General features: G+C 39.0%; 9 protein-coding genes and 4 pseudogenes. 10 read left to right on the forward strand and 3 right to left on the reverse strand.

The annotated features are described in order from the left end of the window. The 8 genes and pseudogenes from BC008_RS04570 to BC008_RS48030 form a co-directional block, all read left to right on the forward strand. A pseudogene (locus BC008_RS04570) lies at positions 1 to 385 on the forward strand (ATP-binding protein); the annotation flags it as partial. Positions 386 to 1,499: 1,114 nt separating this feature from the next. Continuing rightward, entirely contained in the window at positions 1,500 to 1,676 is a 177-nt protein-coding gene (locus tag BC008_RS49250; RefSeq protein ID WP_161938071.1) for a hypothetical protein, read from the forward strand. 377 nt (positions 1,677 to 2,053) lie between these two features. Next, positions 2,054 to 3,070 (forward strand): MvdC/MvdD family ATP grasp protein, encoded by a 1,017-nt coding sequence (locus BC008_RS04575; protein ID WP_058183230.1) that lies wholly within the window; start codon positions 2,054 to 2,056, stop codon positions 3,068 to 3,070. Positions 3,071 to 3,072: 2 nt separating this feature from the next. After that, entirely contained in the window at positions 3,073 to 4,170 is a 1,098-nt protein-coding gene (locus tag BC008_RS04580; protein WP_027843531.1) for a TIGR04500 family putative peptide maturation system protein, read from the forward strand. A gap of 4 nt (positions 4,171 to 4,174) precedes the next feature. After that, the gene (locus tag BC008_RS04585; protein ID WP_027843532.1) at positions 4,175 to 4,789 is read left to right on the forward strand and encodes a hypothetical protein; all 615 of its coding nucleotides are present in this window, start codon (positions 4,175 to 4,177) and stop codon (positions 4,787 to 4,789) included. Between the two features lie 3 nt (positions 4,790 to 4,792). Further along, a complete protein-coding gene (locus BC008_RS04590; protein ID WP_027843533.1) occupies positions 4,793 to 7,033 on the forward strand; it encodes a peptidase domain-containing ABC transporter in 2,241 nt (746 codons plus the stop codon). A gap of 189 nt (positions 7,034 to 7,222) precedes the next feature. After that, positions 7,223 to 7,384 (forward strand): annotated as a pseudogene (locus tag BC008_RS46085) (IS1 family transposase); the annotation flags it as partial. A gap of 95 nt (positions 7,385 to 7,479) precedes the next feature. Then, positions 7,480 to 7,602 (forward strand): annotated as a pseudogene (locus tag BC008_RS48030) (ISKra4 family transposase); the annotation flags it as partial. A 60-nt stretch (positions 7,603 to 7,662) separates the two neighbouring features. Here BC008_RS48030 and BC008_RS04595 read toward each other — a convergent pair. Next, a complete protein-coding gene (locus tag BC008_RS04595) occupies positions 7,663 to 11,205 on the reverse strand; it encodes a WD40 domain-containing protein (RefSeq protein ID WP_027843534.1) in 3,543 nt (1,180 codons plus the stop codon). Between the two features lie 244 nt (positions 11,206 to 11,449). Between BC008_RS04595 and BC008_RS04600 the strand changes: the two genes are divergently transcribed. Beyond that, on the forward strand, positions 11,450 to 11,848 hold the full coding sequence (locus BC008_RS04600) for a hypothetical protein (protein ID WP_027843535.1): 399 nt from the start codon (positions 11,450 to 11,452) through the stop codon (positions 11,846 to 11,848). A 78-nt stretch (positions 11,849 to 11,926) separates the two neighbouring features. Continuing rightward, positions 11,927 to 12,550: a hypothetical protein gene (locus tag BC008_RS04605; protein WP_027843536.1), complete on the forward strand. Its 624-nt coding sequence runs from the start codon at positions 11,927 to 11,929 to the stop codon at positions 12,548 to 12,550. 72 nt (positions 12,551 to 12,622) lie between these two features. On the opposite strand, the gene BC008_RS46090 is transcribed toward BC008_RS04605, so the two are convergent. Beyond that, positions 12,623 to 12,805 carry an AAA-like domain-containing protein gene (locus BC008_RS46090; RefSeq protein ID WP_082650482.1) on the reverse strand — a complete coding sequence of 61 codons (183 nt, stop codon included), beginning with the start codon at positions 12,803 to 12,805 and terminating at the stop codon, positions 12,623 to 12,625. A 154-nt stretch (positions 12,806 to 12,959) separates the two neighbouring features. Beyond that, positions 12,960 to 13,118 (reverse strand): annotated as a pseudogene (locus tag BC008_RS52605) (IS1 family transposase); the annotation flags it as partial. Positions 13,119 to 13,149 lie beyond the last annotated feature (31 nt).

Below are 13,149 nucleotides of genomic sequence, written 5' to 3' on the forward strand. Positions count from 1 at the left end.
ACAACATGGAGAACCACTATTAAGTACTACTACTTATCACGAAATTGCACCCCACATCGTATTAATGGCTTTCTTACATCGTGTTGTCAATGGTGGTGGTTCTTTGGAACGGGAATATGCCATTGGTAGCGATCGCATGGACCTATGTTTAAAATATAAAACCGTTACCCTGGGAATCGAACTCAAGGTATGGCGCGAAAAGAAACGTGACCCCCAAGCAGAAGGAATCGAACAATTAGAATCATATTTGGCCCGTTTGGACGTAAATGAAGGTTGGTTGTTTGTATTCGATAGACGCAAAAGTGCTCCACCAATTGAAGAACGTTTATCTACACAAGTTCTTACCACACCTAATAACCGTGATATTACCGTTATTCGTGCTTGACCAAACCAAGCTCTTGAGCAGAGAGCTTGGGAGCACCGAGAATGGAAAAANAAAAAGAAGCAATTGAGTTTGGCGGCATTAAACGTAAGCATAATGAATAACCCGTCCCCCTGCACCCTGCACCCTGCACCCTGCTCCCTGCTCCCCGCTCCCTGCTCCCTGCTCGGTGCCTTATTCACATTATGGACACAGTTAGAGGGCCTAATGCTAGAGAAGCTGACACAGAGTGCCAACGCATCTGAAAGCATTGCTATGAGAGACTTTCAGCCTTTGAATTCAATTTTGCATTAAAACTTAACACAGTTCCTAGAACCGCTTGTATCGGAACTTTTTCATCAAATTGGGGTAGGATTTAAAGAATTTGACACGCAGTTATGGGGTTAATTGAGGTAAAGTTCCGACTCCAAAACTTACATGGAACTTAAAGATAAAACAATGGCACTTCCTGCCAGCTTCTCTAGCAATACGCCTAGAGCTAAATCGATGAAAAGCTTATGTACTGGGGGTTTAGATACTGTATTCCACGAAACCTGATTTCTGCGTCACCTGCGATGCCTCTGAGGCACAAATCGGCATTATGTGAACACCCACTTCACCCATTATCACCCCTTTGGGACGCGTAGTGCAGATCGCACAATAAGCCAAAATTTTAACTTTGTCCGCTGTCCCGCCTTAGGTTGGTAGCCTTTTTTTGCTGCTCATTGCTTGGGAATAAGTCATACACCAAACTCAAATCTATCATTTATCAGCCTTTTAGCTGTTTATTGTCTTTTGTAAATTACACCTTGACCTTTGGTATTCTTCTTTAAGTTCTCACCAATGCCTTCCATCCTAAGTTCCATAAAATAATACCCCATAATCGCTTAACATTACTTACTTTAGTACCTTGTTAAATTTTAGACATAATTAGGCTTGTGGCATTCTACAGTAACTGGTATCTTATTTTTTTGCAAGTCCCTTATTACCTGATTTTTCCTTACTTTCTTCTTACAATTATTTTCTCAATACCTGATTTTATCCTATAGATTTTTAAGATACTTCAATCAAAATAAGAATAGAGCTAAACAAATTGAAGCTCTATGTATGATATTTCTAATTAATTGAGGATAGATTGATGACCGAGAAAAAATCAAAAAATACAAAATATCAACGCACCCGCATTGACGACCTCTCAACCATCGGAGTTGAACTGTCTGAAGCAGATTTACGAAATGTATCAGGAGGACTACCAATAGGAAGGAGAAGAAGTGCTGGAAGCTGTACTGAGCCAGGGATGTGTGATGATGAATAAGTTGAGTGCTTAGTCTAACTAGACTAGTACTCCACCACATTAATTTTGCGGGGTAGACATCCAACTGCCAGGGACTTAGAGTCCCTGCCTAATAGCAAAAGTCCTATAAATAGGACTGATGCAATACCCCTCATAACTAATGTGGTGGAACACTAGTAGTCTGTTCCATAAGTTCTGATGCCTAGGGAACAGATCCCCGACTTCTGAATCAATATCCGCACATTGTAGCAATTCCTAGGATAGAAGTCGGGGATCGCTCGCACCCGCGACTCGTCAAAATTAATGGGACAAAGTACTAGGTTAGGCAGTCGCTCACTGGAAACAACCAACCGAGCGGCTGTACTTTTTTTTAACTAAAGCTAAAAGTGAGGTGCGCTATGCTTTTGATTTTGACAGAGCCATTAGACATTCATGCTGACCATGTTGTAAAAAAGCTTAAAATGCACGGGGTGCCGTTTGTTAGATTCCATCCTGCGGATTTCCCCACAAAAGCTCAGATATCTTTTTCTTGCTCTCCCAATGGACAAACCAGTTATATACTTCATACAGAAGCAAAGACAATTGAACTAAATCAAGTGAAGGCTGTTTGGTATCGTCGTCCTCGGATACCTGTGGTTCACTCCGAACTACTAAATAGCACAGAAAGGGATTCTATCGCGGGAGAATGTCAAGATGTATTAGATGATGTATGGAATTCCCTTAATTGCCTGTTTCTCCCTGCACCTCGTGCAGTAATCAAACGAGCGCAAATGAAAGCTTCACAGCTTAAAATTGCTGGTGCATTAGGGTTCGAGCTACCGCCTACCTTGATTACTAACTCTCCGGAAGACTTGTTAGAATTTTATCGACAACATAACGGTCAAATTATCAGTAAGTTAGCCGGATTCTCCTTTTTTCGGAAGGTCGGTACGCCATTTTGCCGTTACACAGAAGTGGTTTCTAAGCAGGACATCGGCTACTTTCATGACATCCGTTATAGTCCTATGATTTTTCAAGCTTACGTGCCCAAACAAGTTGAGTTACGTGTTATTGTCGTAGGTCAACAGGTTTTTGCAGCTGAAATCCATTCTCAAATTAGCTATCGTACTCGTCATGACTGGCGGCGCTATGACCGCAACGAAACTCCTTATCTTCCCCATGCTCTGCCACTAGAGATTGCAAAGCACTGCATAGCACTCGTAAATCAACTCGAACTTTGTTACGGTGCCATTGATATGGTGTTAACTCCTGAAGGGCGCTACATTTTTTTAGAAATTAATCCTAATGGTCAATATCTTTGGATTGAATACGAAACGGGGCTGCCCATCAGCGATGCGATTTGCGACTTGCTTCTCGCTCCAATAAAAGATAGTCAACCCATTAGCATATCACCAAAATTAAGTTTAGGAGCCTAAAAATGAAAAATCAGTTTCAAAACGAACTTGAAGATGTGTTCGCTTACTTGATGCAGTTGCACCAAGACAATATCCACCCTAAGGTAGCGCGAAAAAGATTACGGAGGCTGCAACAGCAGTATCCAAATACAGAGATTAATCTACTGTGGGAGGAAGAATCTTATGACTATTCAGTTCATTATGATGTTTTGCTCCGCCATCCGGGTGAAGGAACTGTTTCGGTGAGTTTCTGTCCAGACCGTGCTTTGCCGTGGCCAATGCGCGGTGTTCATCGCTGGCATGATGCCGATTTAGTCAAAGTCAATAACACTGTTTTAACGATAGAGCAGGCAATTGGCTGTCTAGACTCAGTTTGGGATGAACCCAAGCTAGTCAATCGCCTACTTAATGCTTGCCTGATTCAAGAAGAACTAGAGAAAAATCCTATTGAGCTAACAGATTCAGAACTGCAACTTGCGATAGACGGATGGCGACGAGCACATCGACTTTACACATCCGAAGATACTTACCGATGGATGTCTCAACGGAGCATGACTCACACACAGCTTGAACAGTATGTTACGACTGAAGCAGTCGTCGCCAAGCTGCGAGACAAGGTGACCGCTAGTAGGATAAAAGACTACTTTACTCAGCATAAAGCCAATTTTGATACAGCTCATGTTGCTCAGTTCAGTATTCATGGTAAGCAAAAAGCAGAACAGCTATACCAACAGGTTTTGAGTGGTGACATTGATTTTTGGCAAGCAGCCCAGCAACAATTTTTAGCAGCAAGCCAAAAAAGCGTCGAACAAACTAGCAGAATGCTATTTGCAGAATTACAGCGCCGACAAATGACCGATCAAAAAGCAAATGCTATATTCTCAGAGAAGCCTGGCAAACTGTTAAAACCCTTAAAAACTGATGATGACTGCTATGAGTTAATCCTCGTTTTAGCAATTCCACCTACCTGTTTTGATGTTAAAATGCAGCAGACTATTAAGAGGATTTTATTTGAAGCTTGGCTAGCAGAACGCCGACAGGTCGCTAAAGTGGAATGGTACTGGGGAAACGCCGATCGGCTTTCTCAACTTTTTGTACCAGAACAAGTCGCCGCAGGCTAAGATTATGGTTGACTACAAATCCTCTATTTTTCGGAAAAATGCGGTTCAAAATTATATTAGAGGACAAGAAAAAGCAGTTTTGCCTCAACTAGTTGCTCCTCGCGTTTTTCTTTATTTGTGGACCTTATTAGGGCTTTTAGCCGCGAGCGGGACAGTCGCAAGCTGTATCCAAATTCCTACTTTTATCACTGGCTCTGCCATAATTGTGCGCCGTCCGGCGGCCTCTCAAGATAGCCAAGCAGAAGTGGTTGTAATTGCTTTGTTCCCTGCTCAATCATCACCCCCTTTAAAATCTTCCCAGTTTATTCTTCTGCGGTTTGATGGTCTAGGTAGCGATCGCATTAAACGACCAATTATCGCCGCAAACAAGCAAGTTCTCAGCCCAAAGGATATTCAACAGCAATGGGGATTGGAAAATAACGTTACTGCAAATATTACTCAACCTGTGAGGCTCGTTGTGACTCCCCTGGAGCCAATTCCAACTACTTTACCTAGCACCGCCTATATTGGAAGCGTTGGGCACGCAGAAATCGAAGGTGAGGGGAGCAGAATAATATCTTTCTTGCCAGGAGTTCATCAGTTTTTGAAACGTAAACTCAAAACTGACCAAATGAGATAAGCTATGAACAGATTTATAACCAAGCAGCGCCGACTGGCATACTTGAAAAAAACAATATTTCAGTTCAAAAATGCTGCCTGCCAACTGCTTTGCAACTTACTAAAAGGTCAAAGTTACCGCGTTCCAATTCGGTTACAATTAAATGAGGTTGAGTGCGGTGCCGCTTGCCTAGCCACGATCTTGAGTTACTATGGTCGCCATACTCGCGTTTCCGAGTGTCGGGATTGCTTTGATGTAGGTCGAGATGGGGTGAGCGCTCAACACCTTGCTGAAGTAGCTCGTAACTATGGGCTTCGAGTCAAAGCTTATGCCATTGATATGGCTGATTTTAGATATGTCCCCTTACCGGCGATCGCCCATTGGAATTTTAATCACTTTGTCGTAGTTGAATCTTGGTCGCCAAATCGAATTGGCATTGTCGATCCCGCTGGAGGCCGGTATCAACTGACTACGGCTCAGTTCGATGGGAGCTTCACGGGTGTTGTCTTAACTTTGGAACCAGGAGCTGGGTTTGAGCCACGTGGGAAAACTTCCCAGCCTCTGTGGCTTCAATTCCTCATTCGATATACTGTCTTACAGCCTCAGCTGTTCATTCAAATCATAGGTGCATCTTTGTTGCTACAATGTCTCGGCTTAGGACTACCTATGCTGACAAAAGTTTTTATCGACCGAATTTTGCCGTTCCATTTGAACAGCCTGATGCCGATTTTGGCCATTGGTATTGCTATCTTAATGTTGGCACAATTGATTGTTAGCTACTTACGTTCTGCGCTGCTCATTTATTTACGAGCGCGAATCGATATCCAAACAATCTTGGGTTTCTTCGATCATCTACTAACCTTACCCTTTCGCTTTTTTGAGCAGCGTTCGACTGGCGATCTCTCAATGCGTATGGGCAGTAACGCCATTATTCGCGAAATGCTAACCACTCAAAGTCTATCCGTTCTGCTAGACGGCTGTTTTATATTGGGTTACTTACTTATTTTACTCAGCCAACAACTGTTTTTTGGCTTAATAGTTTTGGCATTTGGGTTGTTGCAAGTTGCGTTACTTTTAGCTACAACTCGTCGCGTTCATTATCTGATGCAAAAGGAGCTTGCAGCTCAAGCAGAAGCTCAAAGTTATATGGTTGAAGCTTTAACAGGAATTTTGACTTTGAAGGCAACGGGGTGCGAAGACCAAGCGTTCGATCGCTGGTCCAACCTCTTTATGAAACATCTCAATGTGTCGCTACAGCGAAATCAATTGACAGCTATTATTGAAGCCTTTTTACAAGCAATGAGAACCCTATCGCCATTGGTATTGCTTTGGCTAGGCACATTTTACGTCCTGCAAAAAAACATGAGTTTGGGAACCATGTTAGCCATGAATGCGATCGCCGCTTTGTTTTTAGCTCCAATTGCTTCTTTGGTGACGAGTGGGCAGTATTTACAAGTTGCAGGTGCCCACCTCGAAAGACTCACGGATGTCTTGCAAGCAGAATCAGAACAAGGAATAAAAACAACGAAAGCTGCACCAAAACTGAAAGGACACATCGAATTCAAAAACGTAAGTTTTCAGTATGACAAAAATGCGCCTTTAGTCCTCAAAAATGTATCTTTCGTAATTCAACCTGGTCAGAAAGTGGCTATAGTGGGACAATCAGGGTCAGGTAAAAGCACCCTTGCAAAGCTCTTACTAGGACTCTATAGACCGAATACAGGGCAAATTCTATATGACGGTATCTCTTTAGAAAATTTCAAATGTCGAACATGGCGTAACCAATTTGGCGTAGTTTTGCAAGAACCTTTTTTATTTAGTGGTTCAATAAGACAAAATATCGCTTTCAACAAACCAGCACTTTCTTTACAAGAAGTGATTGCAGCTGCCCACATAGCAGTCATTGACGATGAAATTATGCAAATGCCAATGGGATATGAAACTAGAATTGCAGAGGGAGGAAGTGGACTATCTGGAGGACAACGACAGCGACTATCCCTCGCTCGTGCCCTTGCGGGTCAGCCTGCTATTTTGCTGCTTGATGAAGCAACCAGTCACTTAGATACGCCGACAGAGCGTTTGGTTGAACAAAATCTGGGGCAAATCTCCTGCACTCAAATTATAATTGCACATCGCCTTAGCACTATTCGTAATGCAGACTTAATTTTAGTACTACATCGAGGAAGTATTGTAGATCAAGGCTCTCACACATATTTATTAGAGCAACGAGGATATTACGCTACCTTAGTAAACAACCAACTGTGACCGAAAATCAACTTTTAGGGACTTCCAGAAAATAACATATACAATATCAATAAGAGGATGTTTAAAAGTAGGGGGCTACCGTAAAAAAACTCACAAGTTTAAGCTCAATACCCGTGAATGAAATTCTCAAGCTGCCTTTGGGCGAATAATTTCTAAATTTTTTCTCAAATCTCTAATTTCCGATTTGTGGGTGGAATTTTTATGCAGACAATTGAACGCAAACATCTAACGTTACGAACAAGAATTAAACGCTTAGCAAGGAAAAGTATTTGTTTTTCAAAATCTGTTCAAATGCATGATTTGGTAATTGCCTTATTTATTAATAGATATGAATTTCAAGTAGATATATAGTTATTTCAACTCATCTACAACATTACCACCTAAAGGCATACGTAGAGTTCTGAAGGAGAGGCGCAGTGGATAATACCACCCGTCGACTCTAACCAGCTGTCGAATCCACGATTAAACAAATAGATCGGCGATTAAAAATTTCTGGAGCGCAATGGAATGAATCTAATGTTCCTCAAGTCCTCATGCACCGCTGTGCTTATCTTAATGACAAGCTTTAGATACATACTATTCGTTCTTTTGTTCTTACAAAGTTGAGATGCTCCCTATAGAGTTTCTTATTACTTCTTACTTATTATTGATTGACGGCAAATTTGCTGTAATTCCTTTTCTTCAGAATGAATTGCTAAATAATCTTGCAACCAAGTGCAACCCATTTTCATAAAATCATCCAAATCTAAATCTAATTTCCATAGCTTGACTGTACCGTCTCTACTTGCAGAAGCTATGGTTTTTCCATTAGGGCTAAAGCTAATACTTGTTACCCAAGCGCGATGACCTTTTAGGGTTTGCTCTAATGTACCATTATTGGTGTTCCATAAATTTATTTTGCGGTCAAAACTAGCGGAAGCGAGAATTTTACTATCTGGACTAAATTTAACCTTAGTAACCCAGTTACTATGACCTTTAAGAGGTTTGATTAACTTTCCATCTCTAACCCGCCATAATTTGACTGTGTTATCTGCACTCGCTGAAGCAATAAGTTTACCGTCTGGACTAAAACTGACACTTGTAATTCTATGGCTGTGAGCTTTAGGAAAAGTTTTTACTAAACTACCATCTCCAACACGCCATAACTTTACTGCTGGTTCATCGCTCACAGAGGCTAGTATTTTAGCATCCGGATTAAAACTGATATCAGTCCATCTGCCACCTGTAAACATATTATTATAAGCTTTAAAAGTTTGTAATACTGTTGCATCAACAGAATCCCACAACTTTACAACTTCATTATCACCAGTAGAAGCGAGGATTTTCCCATCAGGACTAAAACTTACTCTTGATAGGCGATCACCATGATACTCAAAATTTTGTACTAAATTACCATTATTAAAACGCAATAATTTGATAAAACCGTCATCGCTGCTAAAAGCAAGAGTTTTACCATTCGGACTAAAACTGATACTTTTTACTTGGTCGTTATTACGAATAGTTTTTAAGAGAGATTTTTCCAAATTCCACAACTTAATAGTTTTATCCGCACTTGCGGAGGCTAAAATTTTACCATTAGGACTGAAACTAATATCCCAAACTTTAGCGCTATGCTTTCCTAGTGTTTGAGGTTCAATACCATCAATATTCCACAACCTTACAGTTGAATCGCTGCCTGAAGTTGCTAAAGTTTTACCATCAGGACTAAAAGCAATACCCCAAATATGACCATTATGACCTTTGAAAGTTTGCGGTTTAATTTCTTTTTGCTCCAAATTCCATAATTTTATTGTCCCATCTTCGCTAGCTGAAGCAATTTCTTTACCATTAGGACTAAAGCTAAGGCTTTTAACAGGAGCAATATGACCTTCAAAGGTATGAATTAAACTACCATTCTTAACATTCCATAGTTTAAGAGTATGGTCAAAACTTGCGGTAGCCACAATTTTCCCATTAGGGTTAAAAATGACGCTAGCAAGTTTATTTTCATGACCTCTGAAGGTTTTTACTAAACTACCATCCGATACGCTCCACAATTTGAGGTTATGGTCAAAACTTGCAGTAGCGAGTATTCTATTATCTGGGCTGAAATTTATACTTGAAACTGGTTCACTATGAGCGTCAATAATCTTAATTAAACTGTGATTCTCAAGATTGAGAAGTGCAATTTTACCATTTGCTGCGGCAGCAGCTAAGATTTTACTATCAAAGCTAAAACGAACGTCTAATAAGATTGGATTGTGAGCTTTTATAGTTTTGATTAAAGCCCCAGATTTGACATTCCACAGCTTGATTGTGCCATCGCTAGCGCTAGAAGCAATAATTTTACCGTTAGGGCTAAAACTGACACTCCAGACGATTTTAGTATGACCAATTAGTGATCGCAACAAAATACCATTTTTAGGATTCCACAGTTTAATAGTATTGTCTGCACTGGCTGAGGCGATAATTTTAGCATCCGGACTGAAACTGATACCTTTTACTTTGTCATGATGTCCTTGCAAGCGATTTTTTTCCCTAATGTTATAAATCGCTTGTTGTAATGCAGATAGTACCTGTTTGCGAGTATCTGTTGTAACCGGAGATAATTTTTCCAATTCTTGCAATTTGCGTCCTGATTTTAACGCTAAAAGCAATGCTTGAAAAGGACTTTTATCGAATGCTCTTTGTGAATAAACACTTGTTAAAACTATATCGGCTTCTTTTTGTTCCCACCTTGCTTGGACAAGTTGTATACCTGTAAATAGTGCTGTTAAAAAAGATATGGCTAAAAATATACTACCTAAAGATATAATTCTTTTTGCTTTTTTCTGAGCTTGAGTTAAAGTATCGTTCGCTTTTGCTAATATTTGACTTTCTTCTTCTTTGATAGTTAAACTATTTTGAATTTCACGCTGTTCTAATTCTTGAGAGGCAGATAAAAATCGATAATCTAAAGGACTTAAGCTTTGATTATTTGCCCAGGATAGAGCATCTTGTAATGCTTTTCCCCGCAACAGTCGAGATTCATCTTGATAATTAGAAGCAACCCAAATATTAAAGCTTTGAGAATAAGGACGTAATTTTGCTAATTGTTTTTCAACCCACGCTTTATTAAAAACTTGTTTGTAAATGTGGTTATATACTCTTAATTTACCTTGTCCTTGAACTACCAAGCCAGATAAACGTAAATCTGTGTGTTCTAGACTCCCATCTGCAATAACTTCTCCTCGCTGTAAAATTTCTTGATAAATAACCAATAATCTCCCTGCTTTTTGTTCGTTGCGAAGGATTCTATCTCGAATCGTTTTTAAATGTTCTGGTTCGTCTTGTCCTTCCCAATTTTCAATAATTGATTTTTGTACAATCTCTTTAACTAATTGGTTTGCACTAATATAATTTTTCTGTTGACTTTTAATCATCAACTGACATAATTTTTGCGCTAAAAAAGGTTGTCCTCCAGTCCAATTTAATATTTCTTTGATTATAGCTTGGGGATTGTCAAATTTTGCTTCTAAACCTTTCGCTAATGGCTGCACTTCATCAGCTTGAAATCCATGTAATTCTATAGCCTTACCAATATTAAAAGGAGTTTGAGTTTTATCTGTAATTAAATCGCTTGGTGTCGCAACTCCCAACAGTGCAAAAGTCAAGCGTTTATATTCTGGATTATCAACACGTTTATTGTAAAAAAATCTGATTAAAGCAAAAAAATCATCTAGAGAAAAATTTTGGCTCAAAACTCTATCAATTTCATCTACAAAAATAATTATTTTTTGGGAAATTTCTACTAATAATATTTCATCAATAAATAAATTAAGCCGCTGTATTGGTGAAAGTAAATATCGCCTTTCTTTCCACCACATTCGCCACTTGTTTTTTTTACTTAGCTGACAACTACTTACTAAAGATTGCACAATTCCAGCGTACCATTTCTCAGCGGTAACATCTTCCTTACCAATTCCGGTTAAATCGATAAAAGCACAAACAAAATCGTCTGCTTGTAACTTTTGCATAGTTTGTACTCGCAAACTTGATTTACCCATCTGTCGCGAGTTCAAAACATAGCAAAATTCACCTGCTTTTAAAGCTTGATAAAAATCTCGATCGGCTTTACGAGTGACATAACTATCGGCGTTAGCAGGAAGACTTCCACCAACCTGATATTCATATTGTGATGGTGATTGAGTCATGATTTTATCGCTAAAACTATTTTTATCACTATACTATTTCTATTTTTAAATATTTTGGCTGAAAATCAAAACCTGACTTTTTCCTATTTGTAATATTGAAACACCTGATTTTTAAACTTTGAAGATACCTGATTTATTCCTATTGGTATTCTTATTTATTGACTTGATAATTGGAACATACAGCAATAGAAGTTACTTCTAAATGCTACTAAAAATTCATAATAATTATAAAAAGGTGTGAACAATGTTAAAACAAATTACTGGATTATCTTTATTTCTCTCAGCAACAATAGCAGGTATTAATATTGCCTCAATTCAACCAGTTAAAGCGGAATTGAACGACAGTATCCTATATATCTGTATAGCGAATAAAACAAATGAAAAAGTTTATGTTGCTACTAGGGATAATATTAACGGGTCTTTCTTTGTTGAAGCTAAACCTAATGGTAGATATTGGTGGTGGCGGCGAAGAAAACGTAGTTCAAATAGAAAGATTAACGTATCGTTGAATGGCAAAAAGCATAGAGCCGAATATAAATGGACTCGGTTAGCACCAAAACAAATTGGACTAGATCAAGCATGTTTCTTTAACGGATGGAACATAAAGAAAAACCAACAGGGAAAACTATATCTAAGTAGATAGGCTTTTCCAGTTGAGTCTTGCATTCTATTACCTTAGTTTACTTCCGCTTACCTACTTAGTTCATAGAGGTTAATCATCATGAAATGCATTCCGAAAGCAACTGCAATTATAGCGACCACTGCTTTCACATTACTTTTTCCATCTATTGCTGCTTTAGCACAAGCCATCGCCATCGATCCAGTCTTTGATTCACCTACTCCCAGAACTGGACCTTACTTGGCTCAACTTGGCAGTACCCAAGCCTATGTGCCCATGAAGCATGAAACCGTAGAGGTCATCAATGGAAATTCAATTGTCAATCATGTTTTGGCAACAAAGTCTGGCAATCTGAACATGAAGGGTAAAATTGCCATGAAATGTGCTGCTGGACGCACCGTCACTTACCTTGCTTACCGTCCCAATGGTCAAAATTTGACGACTGTGGTTAACGGTAAGACAAACACCCAATCCTACACAAAAACCATTACCATGCAGCCTTTCTCACTTATAGATTTAGAGAAAGCTGGTCAACAAGCATTTGGGGGTGCCTGGGTTTCTGGCAATAAGCACCAAAATACCGAAAAGACGGTGAAGAAGACCATCAAAAAGTCCATTGAAGTTCGGGGTAAATGTTCAGGTTTAGCTGAGCAAGTAAAATCTTTTCCCGTAACAATAACAGTCACATTCGACGATAAAGACTTCCCTCCTCCTCCGGTAGGATAAATTTTTAGGTAGATGGAATAATCACTTTGTTGTAAGTCGTAAATTAAAAACGAGAAAAATAATTATAGTTTTTCAAACCAAAACTCGTTGAAAATACTCCCGATATAAATTACAGCTAGGTATAACACAGTTATCTAATGTTTGTACTAAACCCATGCTGTGCAATTTGTAAATCTGAATTGAATTTAATTCAACTGGTTTGGGTGAATTAAGCGCAATTTTAAAAGCCTGAGCCAGTTTTGGACATGAACCTATCCCACTATTCTAAAAATGCTCATTTACAGCACTTTTGAGGTAAGTGAGGTACACCAAATTACAGGACGGTTTTTAAAGCTTGGAATTTGAATTCAGTACTGTACCTCATAAACATCGAATCTGCTGTATGTGAATAAAATTTGTATGAAAAGATTTATTTTTCGTTGTTAGCTCTTAAAATATTTAAGCTTCTTAGCAAAAATCTTATTAGTGGGATAAGTTCATTAATAAATAATCCAATCACAATATCGTGCATCAAAGTAGATTTAGAAAAGCAAATAGTTTTTCGAGCTAATCTTTTAATTTGGACTTTGAACAAAGATATGTCTGAACTGCTTCCACTT

This window comes from Mastigocoleus testarum BC008 (assembly GCF_001456025.1).
GTDB lineage: Bacteria > Cyanobacteriota > Cyanobacteriia > Cyanobacteriales > Nostocaceae > Mastigocoleus > Mastigocoleus testarum.

Bases quoted from the DNA above. Each gene is read 5' to 3' on its own strand.
- BC008_RS04595 (WP_027843534.1), bottom strand. From the start codon at position 11,205: ATGACTCAATCACCATCACAATATGAATATCAGGTTGGTGGAAGTCTT.
- BC008_RS49250 (WP_161938071.1), top strand. From the start codon at position 1,500: ATGACCGAGAAAAAATCAAAAAATACAAAATATCAACGCACCCGCATT.
- BC008_RS04600 (WP_027843535.1), top strand. From the start codon at position 11,450: ATGTTAAAACAAATTACTGGATTATCTTTATTTCTCTCAGCAACAATA.
- BC008_RS04605 (WP_027843536.1), top strand. From the start codon at position 11,927: ATGAAATGCATTCCGAAAGCAACTGCAATTATAGCGACCACTGCTTTC.
- BC008_RS04580 (WP_027843531.1), top strand. From the start codon at position 3,073: ATGAAAAATCAGTTTCAAAACGAACTTGAAGATGTGTTCGCTTACTTG.
- BC008_RS04585 (WP_027843532.1), top strand. From the start codon at position 4,175: ATGGTTGACTACAAATCCTCTATTTTTCGGAAAAATGCGGTTCAAAAT.
- BC008_RS04575 (WP_058183230.1), top strand. From the start codon at position 2,054: ATGCTTTTGATTTTGACAGAGCCATTAGACATTCATGCTGACCATGTT.
- BC008_RS04590 (WP_027843533.1), top strand. From the start codon at position 4,793: ATGAACAGATTTATAACCAAGCAGCGCCGACTGGCATACTTGAAAAAA.